The organism is Microvirga flavescens (genome assembly GCF_003290125.1).
Classification (GTDB): domain Bacteria; phylum Pseudomonadota; class Alphaproteobacteria; order Rhizobiales; family Beijerinckiaceae; genus Microvirga; species Microvirga flavescens.
The window spans coordinates 14,737-32,343 of the sequence record NZ_QMKH01000005.1; the positions used below are offsets into that span (position 1 = coordinate 14,737).

Annotated in this window: 15 protein-coding genes; 8 read left to right on the plus strand and 7 right to left on the minus strand. The window is 64.6% G+C overall.

The window, feature by feature from the left end:
- Window positions 1-41: 41 nt before the first annotated feature.
- From DQW91_RS10915 to ileS, 5 genes are all read right to left on the minus strand, one after another.
- Window positions 42-1,319 (minus strand): M16 family metallopeptidase, encoded by a 1,278-nt coding sequence (locus tag DQW91_RS10915; protein ID WP_112663906.1) that lies wholly within the window; start codon window positions 1,317-1,319, stop codon window positions 42-44.
- Between the two features lie 25 nt (window positions 1,320-1,344).
- Entirely contained in the window at window positions 1,345-2,673 is a 1,329-nt protein-coding gene (locus tag DQW91_RS10920) for a M16 family metallopeptidase (protein WP_112663681.1), read from the minus strand.
- A 160-nt stretch (window positions 2,674-2,833) separates the two neighbouring features.
- Window positions 2,834-3,385 (minus strand): hypothetical protein, encoded by a 552-nt coding sequence (locus DQW91_RS10925; protein ID WP_157961421.1) that lies wholly within the window; start codon window positions 3,383-3,385, stop codon window positions 2,834-2,836.
- Between the two features lie 178 nt (window positions 3,386-3,563).
- A complete protein-coding gene (lspA, locus tag DQW91_RS10930; protein ID WP_425373396.1) occupies window positions 3,564-4,043 on the minus strand; it encodes a signal peptidase II in 480 nt (159 codons plus the stop codon).
- Window positions 4,044-4,129: 86 nt separating this feature from the next.
- Window positions 4,130-7,075: an isoleucine--tRNA ligase gene (gene ileS / locus DQW91_RS10935; protein WP_112663683.1), complete on the minus strand. Its 2,946-nt coding sequence runs from the start codon at window positions 7,073-7,075 to the stop codon at window positions 4,130-4,132.
- A 294-nt stretch (window positions 7,076-7,369) separates the two neighbouring features.
- Here ileS and msrB point away from each other — a divergent pair, with 294 nt between their 5' ends.
- Window positions 7,370-7,873, plus strand: coding sequence for a peptide-methionine (R)-S-oxide reductase MsrB (gene msrB, locus DQW91_RS10940; RefSeq protein ID WP_112663684.1), 504 nt, complete (start codon window positions 7,370-7,372; stop codon window positions 7,871-7,873).
- A 17-nt stretch (window positions 7,874-7,890) separates the two neighbouring features.
- Window positions 7,891-9,057: a DUF3095 domain-containing protein gene (locus tag DQW91_RS10945; RefSeq protein ID WP_112663685.1), complete on the plus strand. Its 1,167-nt coding sequence runs from the start codon at window positions 7,891-7,893 to the stop codon at window positions 9,055-9,057.
- A gap of 43 nt (window positions 9,058-9,100) precedes the next feature.
- Here DQW91_RS10945 and DQW91_RS10950 read toward each other — a convergent pair whose 3' ends face one another.
- Window positions 9,101-10,063: a bifunctional riboflavin kinase/FAD synthetase gene (locus tag DQW91_RS10950; protein ID WP_112663686.1), complete on the minus strand. Its 963-nt coding sequence runs from the start codon at window positions 10,061-10,063 to the stop codon at window positions 9,101-9,103.
- A gap of 51 nt (window positions 10,064-10,114) precedes the next feature.
- The gene (locus DQW91_RS10955) at window positions 10,115-10,996 is read right to left on the minus strand and encodes a TIGR01459 family HAD-type hydrolase (protein WP_112663687.1); all 882 of its coding nucleotides are present in this window, start codon (window positions 10,994-10,996) and stop codon (window positions 10,115-10,117) included.
- A 187-nt stretch (window positions 10,997-11,183) separates the two neighbouring features.
- Between DQW91_RS10955 and aptA the strand changes: the two genes are divergently transcribed.
- From aptA to hisG, 6 genes are all read left to right on the plus strand, one after another.
- On the plus strand, window positions 11,184-12,530 hold the full coding sequence (aptA, locus tag DQW91_RS10960; protein WP_112663688.1) for an omega-aminotransferase AptA: 1,347 nt from the start codon (window positions 11,184-11,186) through the stop codon (window positions 12,528-12,530).
- A 303-nt stretch (window positions 12,531-12,833) separates the two neighbouring features.
- Window positions 12,834-14,315, plus strand: coding sequence for a histidine--tRNA ligase (hisS, locus tag DQW91_RS10965; protein WP_112663689.1), 1,482 nt, complete (start codon window positions 12,834-12,836; stop codon window positions 14,313-14,315).
- A gap of 72 nt (window positions 14,316-14,387) precedes the next feature.
- Window positions 14,388-14,894, plus strand: a complete 507-nt coding sequence (locus DQW91_RS10970) for a hypothetical protein (RefSeq protein WP_157961423.1) — start codon at window positions 14,388-14,390, stop codon at window positions 14,892-14,894.
- Complete coding sequence (locus DQW91_RS10975; RefSeq protein ID WP_112663691.1) at window positions 14,891-15,322, plus strand: SpoIIAA family protein; 432 nt, start codon at window positions 14,891-14,893, stop codon at window positions 15,320-15,322. The genes DQW91_RS10970 and DQW91_RS10975 overlap by 4 nt, the downstream gene beginning before the upstream one ends.
- A 129-nt stretch (window positions 15,323-15,451) precedes the next feature.
- Complete coding sequence (locus DQW91_RS10980; RefSeq protein ID WP_112663692.1) at window positions 15,452-16,546, plus strand: ATP phosphoribosyltransferase regulatory subunit; 1,095 nt, start codon at window positions 15,452-15,454, stop codon at window positions 16,544-16,546.
- Window position 16,547: 1 nt separating this feature from the next.
- The gene (gene hisG / locus DQW91_RS10985) at window positions 16,548-17,525 is read left to right on the plus strand and encodes an ATP phosphoribosyltransferase (protein WP_112663693.1); all 978 of its coding nucleotides are present in this window, start codon (window positions 16,548-16,550) and stop codon (window positions 17,523-17,525) included.
- Window positions 17,526-17,607: the final 82 nt, after the last annotated feature.

Here is a 17,607-nt window from a genome sequence, read left to right on the forward strand (position 1 = left end):
AGCGGAGGGCGCGGGGCTAGGCCCGCCCGCTCCGAGACCTCTTAAAGCCCCGTCGGCCGCCCCGCGATGACGGTCAGGAGCTTGCCGTCGCCGATGATGCGGTCCGCGGCCTGGCGGATATCGTCCTGCGTGACGGCTTTGACGAGGGAGTTGCGGCGGGCGATGTAGTCGATGCCGAGCCCCTCGAAGGCGATCTGCACGAGGGTGTGGGCGATCTTCGTCGAAGTGTCGAAGCCGAGCGCATAGGAGCCGACGAGGTAATCCTTCGCCTTCTGCAGCTCGTCGTCAGAGGGACCCTTGCCCTTCAATGCGAGCATCTCATCGGTGATCACGTCGAGACATTCGCCGACACGCTCGTTCTTCGTCGCGGTATAGCCCCACGTCATCGCGGCGGCACGATAGCTCACGAGCGAAGAGCCGACGCTGTAGGCAAGGCCGCGCTTCTCGCGCACTTCCTGAAACAGGCGCGACGTGAACGCGCCGCCGCCGAGAATGTGGTTCAACACGTAAGCCGGAACGAAATCAGGATCGCGCCAGGCGATGCCCGTGGTGCCGAAGCGAATGACCGATTGCGGCACGTCGAGATCGACGATGAAACGCTCACCGCGATTTTGCAGAACCGCCGGTTCGATGATCGTCAGCGGCTTCGCCTCAGGCAAATCGCCGAAGACCTTGTCGAGAAGATGTGTCAGGCGCTCCGCATCGATGGCGCCGACAACCGCGATCTTCACACGCCCGCGCGCGATGATGGCGCGGTGCATGGCGATGAGATCATCGCGGGTGATCGCCGTCACGCTCTCGATGGTGCCGCCCGTCGGACGGCCGTAAGGATGGCCGGGGAAGCCTTCCTCGAAGAAGCGACGGGTTGCCATCACGCCGGGATCGTTCTGCTGGTAACGCAGGCCCGCGATGCTCTGCGCGCGAACGCGCTCGATGGCTTCCTGATCGAAGCGCGGCTCCATGAGCGCCAGGCGCAACAGCTCGAACGCCTCATCCGCGTGCTTCACAAGCGTCTTCAACGAACCGCCGAGGGCATCGTTACCCGCGTTGAACGAAAGCTCGATGGCGTGCGCCGCGAGACGTTCCTGAAACGCGTCTGAATCGTATTCGCCCGCACCCTCATCGAGAAGGCGCGAGAGCATCTGAGCGACGCCGGGCTTGTTCACAGGGTCGTGCGCGGAGCCGCCTTCGAAGGTGAAGGCGACGGCGATCAGCGGCACGACATCGGATTCGACATGCCAGACCTCGACCCCAGCGGGGGTCGTCAGCGCCGTCACTTTGGTTGGAGACGCGGATATGGTTTCGACGGAAGCGGTCATGGAGATCCCGTACAATATGCGCTCGTTACGCGACCGGCTTCAGATAGCCGGTGACGGAGCGGCGCGGCAGCAGAAAGCGCTCGGCGACAGAGGCGAGATCGTCCTTGAGTACGGCTTCGATCTCAATCGGCCAGCGGCGCACATCCTCGATGGTTTCGCCGATGGCGAGGGCCGAACCGTAGATGCGCGCGAGCGAGGATTGGCTGTCGGTGGAATAGATCGACTCGGCGACAAGACGCGTCTTGGCGCGCTCGATGGCATCGAAGTCGAGCGCCTCGGCAACCGCGTGCTTCAGCGTTTCATCGACAGCGGCTTCGAGTTGCTCGAGGGAAACGCCTTGGGCGGGAACCGCGTAAACGCAGAAGCGCGTTTCCTCCATCGCGGAGGCCATGTACCACGCGCCGGCATTCACCGCGAGGCCGCGCTCCAGAACGAGCTTGCGGTAGAGATAGGAGGTCGGCCCGCCGCCGATCACCTCGGCCAGAAGATCGAGCGAGAAACAATCGCGCCCTTCCGCCGTGCCCGCAGAGGGAACGAGATAGAGGCGCTGCAGCGTCGGCTGCTCCACCTTGGGATCGGACACGGTGATGTGACGCGCCGCGACCGGCTCCGGCTCGCGCGGGCGAAAGCGCACGGGCCGCGCGCCACGCGGCGCGACACGGCCATAGGTGTCATCCGCAAGGCGGCGCACGTCATCCACCGTCACATCGCCGGCAACGACGAGAATGGCGTTCTCCGGCGTGTAGAAACGATTGTAGTAATCGAGCGCATGGGTGCGATCGAGCTTCTCGATCTCGTGCATCCAGCCGATGATCGGAATGCCATACGGATGATGCAGAAAGAGCGATGCCGCCATGGCCTCAGAGAGCTGCGAGGCCGGATCGGTCTCCACACGCATGCGGCGTTCTTCGAGAACGACGTCTCGCTCAGGGCCGATGACGGATTCGTCCAGCACGAGGTTGGACATGCGGTCCGCCTCGAACTCCATCATGGTCTTGAGGTTCTCGCGGGCGGTGCGCTGGAAATAGGCGGTGTAGTCGAAGGAGGTGAAGGCGTTCTCCTGGCCGCCGAGGGCAGAGACGATCTTCGAGAATTCACCCGCCGGATGCTTCTCGGTGCCCTTGAACATCAGGTGTTCGAGAAAGTGGGCGATGCCCGATTGCCCCAGCGGATCATCCGCCGAGCCGTTGCGATACCACACCATGTGGGTCGCCACCGGAACGCGGTGATCTGGGATGACAACGACGTCGAGGCCGTTGTCGAGGGCGAAGGAGGAGACTTCCGGGCCGCCGCCTTCCGCGCGCCCCTTGGAGGGGGCGTCGGTACGCAATTCAAGCTTCGCGGCTGCATCCATCGTTATAAACCTTAAGTATGCGGGTAAATCCGTAGGAATTTCCTACGGGACTTAAAGTCTTTTCGAAAACACGCAAGCGGAGCAGCACCCCTTGAAGGTGCGACACGATCTTCGCTTGCGGGAAAAAAGCCGGCCAGCCGACCGCGTCAGGGACGCAGTGTTACTGGTTCTGCTGCATGATGAAGCCGAGCGGGCTATCCGGATCGACAACCGGCTTCGGATCAACAGACGCCTTCAGCGGCGCGCCGTTCGCAGCCTTCAGGAGCGGGGCCGGCGGATCGCTCAGGTAGCGGCGCTCGAGCCCACCGTTCGCGAGCTGCAGATCCTCATCCTTCTTGGCGAAGGAGCGCAGCTCATCAGGGCTCATGACGCTCCTGTCGGCCTGGCGGCCCGTGGGCTCGGGCGCGTCGGTCCCACGAACATAGTTGTTCGGGTTGCGGTACTTGCGCATTTCCTCGACGGAAAGGCGCTTGCCCTGGCTGCTCTTGTAGAGTTCCGTTTCCGTCCAGGGCGTCCTGGCGTCCGCGGCGGCCTTGCGGGCGGCGATCACGTCAGGGTCCTTCGGCCAGTTGGCATTGGCTTCGGCATTGTTCCCCGGCACCGGCGGACGCAGATCCATCTTCGGTGGCAGAACCAGCGGGGCCCGCTCATGATAATTGATCGGGGGCTTTTCCTTGGGGATGATGCCGATGCTGCCCAGAAGGCTCTTCATGGCCACGCCCTCCTCGGCCATTGCGCCCGAGGCAGCGAGGAGCGCAACGGCGCTCGCGCAAGCAAAGAGTTTCAAAGCCTTCATGGCACCACCACTTGGTTCTCAAAACAAATCGACTGGAACGCCTGATGTCCTATTCTGGCGAACATATGGCAGACGAACGCTTTCCTGCGTTGAACTACCGTTTACGGCGCTTCTCCAACAGAAAAGAGTCATAAAGCAGTCCGACGACGCCTGCAACGATGGCGGCATCCGCCACGTTGAAGACGTACCAGGAATATGATCCTACGTGAAGCTGGATAAAATCGAACACCGCACCATAGGCCAGCCTGTCGATGACATTGCCGACAGCCCCGCCGGCGATCAAGCCGAGCGACACCGCCAGCAGCCGGCCCGAGGCGCGGCGGATCCAGACCATGAGGCCGATGGCCGCCACGATGGACACCACGATCAGAAACCAGCGCCCGAGATCCGACTTCTGCTGGAACAGGCCGTAGGAGATGCCCCTGTTCCAGACCACGATGAGGTTGACGAAGGGCCCGAGCACGATGGGCTCGTTCACGGGAAGATCGACAACGAACAGGGTATAGAGCTTCGTGACCTGATCGAGAACGAAAGTCAGGATCACGGCGGCAAAGCCGAGATGCGCCGCCGTGATGCGCTCCCAAAAGGACGGGAGGCGCTTCTGCTTCGCGGCAGGGGTTTTGTTCACGGCGGGAGTTTTGTTGACGACAGGTGTTTCGCTCATGCCGCGGCCCTCGCCCGGTCCCACTCGCGCAGCGCTTCGGCATCGCGCGGCGTCACGTCCGGATAATCGGCATCGGAGCCGACATCGGGCGATACCTTCCAGGAGCGGGCGCACTTCCTGCCCTCGGCGAGAGACGGCACGACGGCAACGCCCTTCACCTCATCCAACCGGAAGGCGTCCGCCGGGCCTTCGCCCTGAACGACCGTGATGCCCGAAGTGATGCAGATCTCCGCGAGATCGAGACCCTGCACCGCCTGCAGCAGATCCGCATCGGCGATGTGCACCACAGGCGCGGCCTCGAGGCTCGCGCCGATGCGCTTTTGCGCGCGCTCGATTTCAAGAGCGCCCGTCACGACGCGGCGCACGCGACGGATCTTCGACCAGCGTTCAGCCAGCACTTCGTTGCGCCATGCGGCGGGCACTTCGGGGAAGGTTTCGAGATGCACGGATTCAGCGTTCGGATAGCGCGCAAGCCACGCCTCCTCCGCCGTGAAGGCGAGGATCGGCGCGATCCAGACCGTCACACAGCGGAAGGTCTGGTCGATGACCGTCAGCGCGCTCTTGCGCGCCTTGCTGGAGATGGGGTCGCAATAGAGCGTGTCCTTGCGAACGTCGAAATAGAACGCCGAGAGGTCCGTGGTCATGAACGAATTCAAGAGCGCGATCACACGCTTGTAGTCATAAGAACCATAAGCCTCGCGGATCTCTCCATCGAGCTCGGCGAGGCGATGAAGCACGAAGCGCTCGAGCTCCGGCATCTCAGCAACGGCAACCTTGTCGGTTTCGCGGAAGTGATGCAGCGAGCCGAGCATCCAGCGGATCGTGTTGCGCAGCTTGCGATAGGTCTCGGCCGTCGTCTTGATGATTTCCGGGCCGATGCGCTGATCGTCCCAGTAATCGACAGAAGCGGTCCACAGGCGCAGAATGTCCGCGCCGGATTCACGGATGATGTCCTGCGGGGCGACGGTGTTGCCGAGCGACTTCGACATCTTGCGGCCGTTCTCGTCGAGGGTGAAGCCGTGCGTCACCACAACGTCGTAAGGCGGGCGCCCGCGCGTGCCGCAGCTTTCCAGAAGCGACGAGTGGAACCAGCCGCGATGCTGATCCGACCCTTCGAGATACATCACCTTGTCGGGGCCGCCGTCGACCTTGCGCTTCACCTGCAGGTCAGGGCGCTTTTCCAGCGCGAAGGCGTGCGTGCAGCCTGAATCGAACCACACGTCGAGAATGTCGTTGATCTTCTCGAAGTCGGCCCCATCGTAGCCGCCCGCTTTCAGGAAGCGCGAGCCGTCATCGGCATACCACGCATCCGCGCCTTCCTTCTCGAAGGCATCCGCGATGGCGGTGTTGACGCGCTCGTCCTTGAGGATCTCGTTGGTGCCCTTCTTGACGAAGACCGCGATCGGCACGCCCCACGCGCGCTGGCGCGACACGACCCAATCGGGACGGTTCTCGATCATGCCGTTGATGCGGTTCTCGCCGGAGGCCGGAACCCACTGCACGTTCTCGATGCCATGCAACGAGCGCTGGCGCAGCGTGTCGCCCTCGCCGTTCAGCGGCTTGTCCATCGCGATGAACCATTGCGGCGTGTTGCGGAAGATCAGTGGCCCCTTCGAGCGCCAGGAATGCGGATACTGGTGCTTGAGACGCCCGCGCGCGATCAGCGCGCCGACCTCGACGAGCTTCTTGATGACCGCCTCGTTAGCGCCGGCATCCTTGCCCTTGTCGTCATAGATGCGCTCGCCCGCAAAGAGCGGAATGTTGGGGAAGTAGGACGAGTCCGGAGAAACCGTGTGCGGCACTTCCTTCATGCCGCAAGCCTCGAACACCGCGCGGTGCTTGAGATAGGTGACGTAGTCGTCCGCGCCGTGTCCGGGAGCCGTGTGCACGAAGCCCGTGCCGGCATCGTCGGTCACGTAGTCGGCGGGCAGCATCGGAACATCGAAATCCCAATAGCCGTTGCCGCCTTCGATGGCGCGGAAAGGATGCGCGCAACGCTCGATCATCACCGGCAGCACATCCTTGACGCGCTCATAACCTGTAACGCGCGCAGCGGTGAACACATCGGCGGCGAGCTTGTCGGCGAGGATCAGGCGATCGCCCACCTTCGCCCAGTTGTCGGCAGCGGCTTCCGTGACCTTGTAGAGGCCATAAGCGACGTCCGGACCGTAGGCGACGGCGCGGTTGGCGGGGATGGTCCAGGGCGTCGTCGTCCAGATCACGACGGACGCGCCGTCAAGATCGCCGTCGAGGGTCTTCACCACCGGGAACTTCACCCAGATCGTGGTGGAAGTCTTCTCGTGATACTCAACCTCCGCTTCCGCGAGCGCCGTCTTTTCCACGGAGGACCACATCACAGGCTTCGAGCCGCGATAGAGCTGGTCGCTCACAGCAAACTTTATGATCTCGCGGGCAATCTGCGCTTCCGCGTCATAGGACATCGTCAGGTACGGGTTCGTCCAATCGCCCTCGACGCCGAGGCGCTTGAACTCCTCGCGCTGCACGTCGATCCATTTCTCGGCGAAGGCGCGGCACTCGCGGCGGAATTCGACGATCGACACGTCGTCCTTGTTCTTGCCCTTGGCGCGATATTCCTCCTCGATCTTCCACTCGATCGGCAGACCGTGGCAGTCCCAGCCCGGTACGTAGTTGGAGTCGAAGCCGAGCATGCCTTGCGAACGCACGACGAGATCCTTGAGGATCTTGTTGAGGGCATGGCCGATATGGATGTGACCGTTGGCGTAGGGAGGGCCGTCGTGAAGCACGAAGCGGTCGCGGCCCTTCTGGGTCTGGCGCAGGCGCTCATAGAGCTGCATCTCGTTCCAGCGCTGCAGGAGAAGCGGCTCCCGCTGCGGCAGGCCCGCCCGCATGGGGAACTCGGTCTGCGGCAGGAAAAGCGTCTCGGAATAGTCGCGTGCGGCGGCTTGCGTCTTATCGGTCATGACAATCGTTCAATCTTGGATGGCCCGCATCCTGCGCGGCACATCGGGCATTGGTTAAAGGCGAAGCGGCTGGATCCCGGACCATCGCTGTCAGGCGAGGGCCGGGCCGATAATTCGCGAAATGCGGGCGGCAAACCCGCGCAATGCCTGAAAATCCATGAGCATGGCGAGCCTTTTAGCAGCGTCGAGAGCGAGAATAAAGCGCCGCCGGAGGAAGAAACGCCCCTTGAAAAAGCCCCGATCCCACCCGACGATGAGGCTTGAAATTCGCGGATCAGCTTGAACGAGAGCACCATGACCTCCTCCCCTTCCCTCACAGGACACCGCTCCCAGGCCGGGTTCGACCTCACCCCGCCGACCCGCGAGCAATTCCAGCACCTGGTCGCCGACCTTGACGACGAGGAGCGCCGGATTCTGCTCGACCACGGCACGGAGCAGCCCTTTTGCGGCGTTTTCAACGCGGCCAAGGAGGTCGGCACCTATGTCTGCCGGCTCTGCGGCCTGCCGTTCTTCCGTTCCGGAGCCAAGTTCGAATCCGGCACCGGCTGGCCGAGCTTTTTCGACCCCATCGACCGCGCCCACATCGCCTTCGTGCGCGACACCAGCTACGGCATGACCCGCACCGAGATCCGCTGCGCCCGCTGCGAGGGGCATCTCGGCCACGTCTTCAATGACGGCCCGCCGCCGACCGGCGAACGCTACTGCATGAATTCCGCCTCCATGCGCTTCATCGCCGAGGGCGATCCCCTGCCCGATCTGCTCGGCCGGGGCGCGCCGGAAGGCAAGCCCGCGACCTGAAGCGCCGGAACGGTTTCATGACCGCGGCGACAATCACGAGAGCGAAGGCAGGAGGCACCGGGTTTTATGGCGCTCTTCCCGTCTTCGACCGTTTCGCGCGGCTGACCGATCCCTCCATTTATGCGCCCCTGCCTGACGATTGGGTGATCGGGCTGTCCGATATCGTACGCTCGACCGAGGCTATCGCGGCGGGGCGCTACAAGGTGGTCAACACCGCTGCCGCCGCCGTCATCGTGGCTGTCGCCAATGCCCTGAAGGACAGCGACTTTCCCTTTGTCTTCGGGGGTGACGGCGCAAGCTTCGCCCTGCCCCCGGAGAAAGCCGGGCTCGCCCGCGAGATCCTCGCCAGGATCGCCGCCTGGGTGCGGGACGATTTCGGGCTCGACTTGCGGGTCGCCCTCGTAACCGTCGCGGCCCTGCGATCCGAGGGGGCCGACATTCGCGTCGCGCGGTTCGCCGCCTCACCGGATGTGTCCTACGCCATGTTCACCGGTGGCGGCCTCGCCCTGGCCGAACGGAAAATGAAGGCCGGCGCCTTCGCCGTCCCGCCGGGGCCGCATGGCGCGCGGCCGGATCTCACGGGCCTGTCTTGCCGGTTCGATGAGATCAGGGCTCAACGCGGTGTCATTCTGTCCGTCATCGTTGTTCCCGCCACCAAAGACGAGGCGGCATTCGAGCGGACGATCGAGGATGTGCTGGCCCTGGCCGAGAACGGCGCGGAGGCCGCGCGGCCCTATCCCTCACACATCCCCGCCTTCCGCTGGCCTCCAGTCGGTTTCGAGATCGAGGCAAAGACACAAGGCGCGTCGTCCTTCATTGGACGGGCTCTGCTGTTGTTGCGGATTTTCGCTTCAATGGCGGTCTTCAAACTCGGGGTGAAAATCGGCGCGTTCGATCCGGCCCGCTATCGCCGCCAGCTTGTCGACAACACGGACTTTCGCAAATTCGACGACGGCCTGCGCATGACGCTCGATTGCACGCCGCGCCTCGCGGACCGGCTTGAGGATCTGCTTACAAAAGCGGAGCGGCAAGGCATTGTCCGATTTGGCCTGCACCGGCAGGCCACAGCGCTCATGACCTGCTTCGTCCCTTCAGCCACGCGCAGCGACCACATCCATTTCGTGGATGGCGCTATGGGCGGCTATGCGGCTGCAGCGCAGGCTTTGAAGGAGAAGTTTCACTAGGCCGTGAAAGCGGAACCCGAGAGCTTAAATCGGAATAACGATGTTATCCGATCATCGACGGCGTCTCGTCAGCGGCGATGATCCGTTTTGCTTCAACCGAGTCACGATCCATCTGCACGATCAACGCTTCGATGCTCTCGAACTTCTCCTCACCACGCAGAAAGCCGAGGAACTCCACGTCGAGGATCTGGCCGTAAAGATCGCCGCTGAAATCAAACAGGAAGGTTTCGAGAAGCGGCGCGCCGTTGTCGAATGTCGGGCGCCGCCCGAAGCTGGCGACGCCGTCGAAGACGCCTTTCGCCGTCGCCGCGCGTACCGCGTAGATGCCGTGGCGCAAGCCGCAATTGTCGGGAAGGCGCATGTTGGCTGTGGGGTAACCGAGATCGCGGCCCCGTTTGTCTCCGTGGCGCACTTCCGCGCGCACGAACCAGCGATAGCCCAGAAGCCGGTTGGCCTTTTCCACGTCACCCTGTTCAAGGGCGGTGCGGATGGCGCTCGAAGAGACAGGCTCTCCACCCTCGCCGATGGCGGGCATGACGATGCAGTCGAGCCCGCGTTCGCGGCAAAGCTCGGCCATGACCGTGGGATTGCCTTCGCGCCCTCGCCCGAAATGAAAATCATGCCCGACGACGACGCCCGAGAGCTTCAGTTCGTTCGCCAGGAGATCGACGAAATTCGCCGCTGAGAGCGAGGCGAGCGCACGGTCGAAACGACGGATGAAGACACCGTCGAGCCCGATGCGCTGCAGGATCGCGAGCTTCACCGGCTCGGGTGTGAGACAGAAATGCGGCTTGTCCGGCTGGAAGAACAGGCGCGGATGCGGCTCGAACGTCACCACCGCGCTCGGACGATCCCCCTGCATCGTGCGCTCGATCAGCGAGCGGTGCCCGCGATGAACCCCATCGAAATTGCCGATGGCGGCAACAGCTCCCGTCAATGCCGGCGGCACGGCATCGCCGTCGCGGCAGACGATGAAGGCAGCCTTTGGAGGAACGGTTGCGGGCATGGGATCAGGATGTTTTTCCGGGCGCGACCCTGTCGAATGTCGGCCTGAGGGTCAAGCGGCCCAGGCAAGCGCGTCGGTCACGGCGAGCGGCTTGACCGGCTGACGATCAATCCAGTCCTGCACATGCTGCGAGACGAGTGGCCCGTGATGAAGGCCAAGCTCCGCCGCGTGAATGCCGCGCGCGATGAGAAGGGAGTCGATACCGAAACCGGAAGCTCCCGCAATGTCCGTGCGGATGGCGTCGCCCACGGCGAGCACCCGCTCCTTCGCGATGACGCTCCCACGCAATTCCGCAGCGACGGCCAGCGCGCGTTCATAGATCGGCTCGTGCGGCTTGCCCGCGTAATAGACTTTGCCGCCGATCGCCTCATACGCGACGCCGAGCGCACCCGCGCAAGGAACGATTGTGTTGCCACGCTCCACGATGAGATCGGGGTTGGCGCAGATCATCAGAAGATCGCGCGCCTTCATCGCCTCGAGCCGCTCGCGATAGGTCTCGACGGTTTCAAGCTCGTCGTTCTCGAAGCCGGAGCAGACGACATACTCGGCTTCCGCAATAGTGCCGAAGCGCGTGTCGAGCCCCTGATACATCGGCATATCGCGGGCAGGGCCGATATGGTGCACCACCTGATCCACCCGCGCCTCGATGGCGAGCCGCGTCAGATCGCCCGAGGTGACGATGGCGTCATATGCAGAGTGCGGCACGCCGAAACCGTCAAGCTGCGCGCCAACCGATGCGCCGGGGCGCGGCGCATTGGAGACCAGCACGACCCGTCCGCCGTTGGCGCGAAACCGCGTCAACGCATCGCCCGCGGCCGTATAGGCCGCAACGCCGTTGTGCAGAACGCCCCAGACATCGCACAGGATGAGATCGTAGCGCCCGGAAAAGGGCTGGATGCCTTCGACGAGAATGAGATCTTGAAACGCGGACATGGTCTCTCGCAATGGTTCGGCTCCGGCGGGTAGGCGCTTGCGCGCCTCAAGTCAACAAAAACGGCCCTGAACCAAGCGAAGGCCAGAGCGTCGTTCGAGACCCTTTTGCCGCCGCATTGCCCCTGTTAACGTGCCGCTCAAGGTGGCACCTCGAGCCCGCCCGAACCATTCCAGGACATCGATCATCATGACTGCAAGCCCGAAAGCCGCCAACGACCTCCTCGCGCCCAACGATCTGGAGGCCTGGTGGCTGCCGTTCACCGCCAACCGCTCCTTCAAGGCAAGCCCCCGCATGGTCTCGGGCGCCAAGGGCATGTACTACCACACCCCGGACGGGCGGCAGGTGATCGATGGCGCGGCCGGCCTCTGGTGCTGCAATGCGGGCCACAACCGCGACGAAATCACCGCCGCCATTCAGGCCCAGGCTGCCGAGCTCGATTATTCCCCGGCTTTCCAGTTCGGCCATGCGGGCGGCTTCGCCCTCGCCTCGCGGATCGCCCAGCTCGCCCCCGGCGATCTTGACCATGTGTTCTTCTGCAATTCCGGCTCGGAGGCTGTCGATACGGCGCTGAAGATCGCGCTCGCCTATTGGAACGTCACGGGCCAGGGCAGCCGCACGCGCCTGATTGGCCGCGAGCGCGGCTATCATGGCGTGGGCTTTGGCGGCATTTCGGTGGGCGGCATCGTCTCCAACCGCAAGTTCTTCGGCTCGCTGCTCGCCGGCGTCGACCACCTGCCGCACACCTATAACCGCGCCGAGCAGGCCTTTTCGCGCGGGGAGCCCGAATGGGGCGCGCACCTCGCCGACGAGCTGGAGCGCATCGTCGCCCTGCACGACGCCTCGACCATCGCCGCCGTGATCGTGGAGCCGATGGCGGGCTCGACGGGCGTTCTGCCGCCGCCCAAGGGCTATCTCCAGCGCCTGCGCGAGATCTGCGACAAATACGGCCTGCTCCTGATTTTCGACGAGGTCATTTCCGGCTTCGGCCGCCTCGGCACCGCCTTCGCCGCCGAGCGCTACGGCGTGATCCCGGACATGATCACCTTCGCCAAGGGTGTGAATTCCGGCACTGTGCCGATGGGCGGCGTGCTCGTCCGCAAGGGTATCTACGACGCCTTCATGAAGGGGCCGGAGAACGCCATCGAGCTGTTCCACGGCTATACCTATTCCGGCCACCCCCTCGCCTGCGCGGCGGCTCTTGCGGCGCAGGACATCTACCGCGACGAGAAGCTCTTCGAGCGCGCGAAGTCGCTCGAGAACATCTGGGCGGACGCGATCCATTCGCTCAAAGGCCTGCCGAACGTGCTCGACATCCGCACCATCGGCCTCGTCGGCGCCATCGACCTCGCCTCGAGGCCGGAGGGCATCGGCCGCCGCGCTTATGAGGCGATGGACCGGGCCTTCAACGAGTTCGGCCTGATGATGCGCATCACCGGCGACACCATCGCCCTCTCCCCGCCCCTCGTCATCACCGAGGAGCAGATCGGCGAAATCGTCGACAAGCTCGGCAAGACGATCAGGGCGGTGGCCTAAGGCTCTCGATGACACGCGCGTCATCCCGGACGGCCCAGCCGATCCGGGATCGCAAGCAAGAAGCAGCGATTGAACCTCCACTGTCATTCCCGCATAGGCGGGAATCCAAAAACGCGGAGAGTGTGGGAGGAGCCCCGCCGCCGCGGGGATGACGGTGATGTATCCTGAGAACGATCCCGGATCTGCGCTGCGCTTCGTCCGGGATGACGGGTGGTGTTGCGAAAATAGCAACAACCCTTGCCCTGCCAACCATCGCGGGTTAGGACGCGACACGTTTTCTTACAAACCGATACGTCCTGCCCCATGTCCAAAGCCGACAAAATCAAGGCTCGCGCGCCGCGCGGCTTCGCCGATCGCGGTCCTGCCGATCTCGCCGCGACCGAGAAGATGCTCGCCAAGATCCGCGAGACTTATGAGCTTTACGGCTTCGAGGGGGTCGAGACCTCCTTCGTCGAGTACACCGACGCGCTGGGCAAGTTCCTGCCCGATCAGGACCGCCCGAACGAGGGCGTGTTCTCGTTTCAGGACGATGACGAGCAGTGGCTCTCGCTGCGCTACGACCTGACCGCGCCGCTGGCGCGCTATGTCGCCGAGAACTTCGACGCCCTGCCGAAGCCTTATCGCAGCTATCGCGCCGGCTGGGTTTTCCGCAACGAAAAGCCGGGACCGGGCCGTTTCCGCCAGTTCATGCAGTTCGACGCCGACACGGTCGGCGCGGCCTCCGTCGCGGCGGATGCGGAGATCTGCATGATGGCGGCGGACACGCTCGACAATCTCGGGCTCTCCGGCCAGTTCGTCATCAAGATCAACAACCGCAAGGTCCTCGACGGCGTTCTCGAAGCCATCGGCCTCGGCGGTGAGGAGCATGCGGGCCAACGCCTCGTGGTGCTGCGCGCCATCGACAAGCTGGACCGTCTCGGCCCCGAGGGCGTGAAGCTCCTCCTCGGCCCTGGCCGCAAGGACGAGAGCGGCGACTTCACGAAAGGCGCGGGGCTCGAGCCCGCCGACATCGCGCGCGTCCTCGCCTTCACGGAAGCGAAGGGCGACACCAACGCCGACACCATCGCCAATCTCCGTCAGGTCGTCAGGGGCTCGGCGCGGGGCGAGGAAGGCGCGAACGAGCTCGCCGAAATCGCCGCCCTTATCGCGGAAGCTGGCTATGAAGCCCGCGTGATGATCGACCCTTCCGTCGTGCGCGGCCTCGAATACTACACCGGCCCCGTCTACGAGGCGGACCTGACCTTCCAGGTGCAGGACGAGGACGGACGCCCCGTGCGCTTCGGCTCGGTCGGCGGCGGCGGGCGCTATGATGGCCTTGTGGGCCGCTTCCGCCCCGAGCCCGTGCCCGCGACCGGCTTCTCCATCGGCGTGTCGCGCCTGCTCTCCGCGCTTCAGATGGTGAAGAGCCCCATCGTTTCCGGAAATGACAAGCCCGGCCCGGTGGTGGTTCTCGTCATGGACAAGGACCAGATCGCCGCCTACCAGCGCATGGTCTCCACGCTTCGCAAGGCGGGCATCCGGGCCGAGCTTTACCTCGGCTCCTCCGGCATGAAGGCGCAGATGAAATACGCCGACAAGCGCCAGAGCCCCTGCGTCATCATTCAAGGCTCCAACGAGCGCGAGCGCGGCGAGGTGGAGATCAAGGACCTGATCGAGGGCGCCAAGGCGGCGGAGGCCATCGCCTCCAACGCCGAGTGGAAGGCCGCCCGCCCCGCCCAGTTCTCGGTGACGGAAGACAAGCTCGTCGATGCCGTGAAGGACGTTCTGGCGCGACATTTCGCTTAGCTGGCTCGACAAGCTGGAACCCTTTCAGCGCCCAGCGGGTTGTCCCTGAAGCTTGACCATCAGGAGACGACCATGGCGAAGGCGAAGACGAAAAAGGCCCCCAGCAAGGCTAAGAAGGCCGACAAGGCCACAACCGGCAAGGGGCTGAAGGCCTCGAAGTTGCCCAAGCCCCTGCGCAACTTCGCCCCGGTCAAGGACTTGCTGAAATCCGACCTCGGCCGCGAGATCCTCGCCGATGCCCTCATCGCGGCGGCGGCCGCAGCGGCGGCAGCCCTCACCCACGCGAGCCGCACCAAGAAGGCGGGCAAGAAGGGGGCGAAGAAGGGCGCCAAAGCGGGAGGCAAGGCGGCCAAGACAGCGTCGGGCGCTGTCGCCAGTGTCGTGGCGGATGCCGCGCGCCATCTCCTGCCCACTGCCCTCATGGGCGAGAATGAGGAAGGTGCCGAAGCGCCCGCACGCAGGGCCCAAGGGACTTCAAGCCCGCAATACGCCCACCTCGCCTCCAACCACAGCAAGCGCAAGACCTCGAAGAAGACGTCGCTTCACGGCACGTCCGGCCCCGGCATAGGCATCCCATGATCGACCAGTTGCCTTCAGCCGCTCACGTCGTCGCCCTTCGCGTCTCCGGAACGATCACCGGAGACGACATCGACCGGGCGACCGGCATGGTGGAAAGCGCGCTGGATCGCGAGGCGCGGATCGGCCTTTACGCGGACATGATGGATTTCACCGACATGACGGCGGAAGCCTTCGTGAAGGATCTCCGCTACGGCCTGAGCAAGCTCGGCGAGTGGGGGCGCTTTCACCGCGCCGCCGTCATGACCGACAAGGAATGGCTGCGGGCCATCGTGCGGCTGGAAAGCCATCTCATCCCTCACGTCGAAATCCGTGTCTTCGGCAAGAACGAGCGGGAGGCCGCCCTGGCCTGGGCCTCCGGCCTGCCCGCGCCCGCCCCTGCGGCGCCGGTCCTGTCGCCCGTGGGGGCGGACGACCCAGGCGAGTCCTGACGTTCACTTTTTCAACTGAAAACGGTCGCCTTCCGCGCCCTGCATTGCTAGAGCAGTGGCCGGCGAAGGCTCGAGGGCCCTCGCCATAAGAGCAAGACGGCGCCATTTGCCGGACGAAGGGCGAAGCCAGTGACGGAGACCGAAGCCACAATCGCGCTGATCGCGCTATTCGAGCGCGAGGGTTATGCGCGCATCGAGCCGCCCGTGCTGCAACCGGCCAATACCTTCATCGATCTTTCGGGGGAGGATATCCGACGGCGCATGTTCGTGACGCAGGACGCGGCGGGCCACGAGCTTTGCCTGCGCCCGGAATACACGATCCCCGTTTGTCTTCAGCATCTTGCCGAACATGGCGCGACCCCGCGCGGCTACAGCTATGGCGGCCCGGTTTTCCGCATGCGCCCCGGTGAGACCGGCGAGTTCATGCAGGCCGGCATCGAGTCCATCGGGCGTACCGACGCCACCGCCGCCGATGCCGAAGTGCTCGGCCTCGCGCTGGAGGGCATCGACCAGTTAGGCCTCGCCGGCAGCAAGGTCCGCCTGGGCGACATGGGGCTCCTGAACGATCTCATTGACGCCCTCGGCGTCTCGCCCGCGGCCAAGCGGCGGGTGATCCGCGCCATCGTCTCGGGCCAGGGGCTCGGCTCCTTGAGCGAGCCCGAGGGACAGGCGCAGACGGAATATGCGGGCCTTCTCGCAGCCATCGAGGGGCAGGCCCCGCAGGCGGCCAAGGCCTTCGTGGAAGACATTCTCTCGATTGCGGGCATCGCCAAGGTCGGCGGGCGCAGCGCCGGCGAAATCGCCGAACGCTTCCTCGCCCGTGCCGGAAACCGCTCTGGCCTGTCGGAAGAGGCGCGCGGCGTGCTTGAGCGCTATCTCGCCATCAAGGGCGATCCGGACCAGGCGGCAGCTGCCATCCGCGCCCTTGCCGATCAGGCGGGGCTCGATCTTTCCGCCGCCCTCGCCGCCTTCGAGGAGCGTACCGGCTTCATGGCGGCGCGCGGGCTCGACGTGAGCCGTTTCCACTTCGCGGCGACCTTCGCCCGCAACCTCGACTACTACACAGGCTTCATCTTCGAGATCCAGGACCCGCGCCGGGAGGACGGCAAGCCCGTCGTCGGTGGTGGCCGCTACGACCGGCTGCTCCAGCACCTCGGCGCAGCGGAGGCGATTCCCGCCGTGGGCTGTTCCTTCTGGCTCGATCGTATCGCGGGGAGACCCTGACATGACCGCTCCCCTCATTCTCGCCGTCCCCTCCAAGGGCCGCCTGCAGGAGAACGCCGCCGCGTTCTTCGCCCGTGCGGGCCTTGTCTTCACGCAGTCGCGCGGGGCGCGCGATTATCGCGGCACCCTCGCGGGCGTGCCGGATGTGGAGGTCGCCTTCCTTTCGGCCTCCGAGATCGTCAGTCAGTTGGCGAGCGGCACGGTGCATCTCGGCATCACCGGCGAGGACCTGGTTCGCGAGCAGATCGCGGATGCGGACAGCACCGTCGAGCTTCTGACGCCCCTCGGCTTCGGCAACGCAAACGTGGTCGTTGCCGTGCCGCAGGCCTGGATCGACGTGCGCACGATGGCCGATCTCGACGAGGTCGCTGCAGACCTTCGCGCCCGCCACGGCCGCAAGATGCGCGTCGCCACGAAATACGTGAACCTGACCCGCCGCTTCTTCGCCAATCACGGCATCGCCGATTACCTGATCGTCGAGAGCCTTGGCGCGACCGAAGGCGCGCCGGGGGCCGGATCGGCGGAGCTGATCGTCGATATCACCACCACCGGCACGACGCTCGCCGCCAACGCCCTGAAGATTTTGGACGATGGCGTGATGCTGCGCTCGGAGGCGAACCTCGTCGCCTCCCTCAAGGCTCCCTGGACGGACCGCGCCCGCGCCGCCGCGACGGCGGTACTGACCCGGATCGCCGCCGAGGAAGAGGCCCGCACGAGCCGTGAGGTCCGTGCCTCGCTTCACCCCAATCAGGTTTCCGGCCTCAGCGCGCTCATGCAAAATCTTGGCGCGAGCCTGCCCTACGGCCTGCCGCAGGGACGCGAAGTGGTTGTGCACTGCAAGGCCGGAACGGTGTTCGAGGTCGTCGCCGGGCTGCAGGCGCTCGATGCACAGGACATCTCGGTGAGCACCTTCGACTACCTGTTCCGGAGCACCAACGCCCTGTCCGAGAAGCTCCTGCGCTGCCTGGCACGCGCCTGAGAGTGCTCTTGAACACAGCTTTTCATCCTGCCTTCAGGTTGAATATTGAAACATCGGATCTGGCCGGGATGCCGTGGGGCGT

Bases quoted from the DNA above. Each gene is read 5' to 3' on its own strand.
- DQW91_RS10945 (WP_112663685.1), top strand. From the start codon at position 7,891: ATGACCGCGGCGACAATCACGAGAGCGAAGGCAGGAGGCACCGGGTTT.
- DQW91_RS10915 (WP_112663906.1), bottom strand. From the start codon at position 1,319: ATGACCGCTTCCGTCGAAACCATATCCGCGTCTCCAACCAAAGTGACG.
- DQW91_RS10970 (WP_157961423.1), top strand. From the start codon at position 14,388: ATGGCGAAGGCGAAGACGAAAAAGGCCCCCAGCAAGGCTAAGAAGGCC.
- DQW91_RS10955 (WP_112663687.1), bottom strand. From the start codon at position 10,996: ATGTCCGCGTTTCAAGATCTCATTCTCGTCGAAGGCATCCAGCCCTTT.
- DQW91_RS10925 (WP_157961421.1), bottom strand. From the start codon at position 3,385: ATGAAGAGCCTTCTGGGCAGCATCGGCATCATCCCCAAGGAAAAGCCC.
- DQW91_RS10920 (WP_112663681.1), bottom strand. From the start codon at position 2,673: ATGGATGCAGCCGCGAAGCTTGAATTGCGTACCGACGCCCCCTCCAAG.
- ileS (WP_112663683.1), bottom strand. From the start codon at position 7,075: ATGACCGATAAGACGCAAGCCGCCGCACGCGACTATTCCGAGACGCTT.
- hisG (WP_112663693.1), top strand. From the start codon at position 16,548: ATGACCGCTCCCCTCATTCTCGCCGTCCCCTCCAAGGGCCGCCTGCAG.
- DQW91_RS10975 (WP_112663691.1), top strand. From the start codon at position 14,891: ATGATCGACCAGTTGCCTTCAGCCGCTCACGTCGTCGCCCTTCGCGTC.
- hisS (WP_112663689.1), top strand. From the start codon at position 12,834: ATGTCCAAAGCCGACAAAATCAAGGCTCGCGCGCCGCGCGGCTTCGCC.
- msrB (WP_112663684.1), top strand. From the start codon at position 7,370: ATGACCTCCTCCCCTTCCCTCACAGGACACCGCTCCCAGGCCGGGTTC.
- DQW91_RS10950 (WP_112663686.1), bottom strand. From the start codon at position 10,063: ATGCCCGCAACCGTTCCTCCAAAGGCTGCCTTCATCGTCTGCCGCGAC.
- aptA (WP_112663688.1), top strand. From the start codon at position 11,184: ATGACTGCAAGCCCGAAAGCCGCCAACGACCTCCTCGCGCCCAACGAT.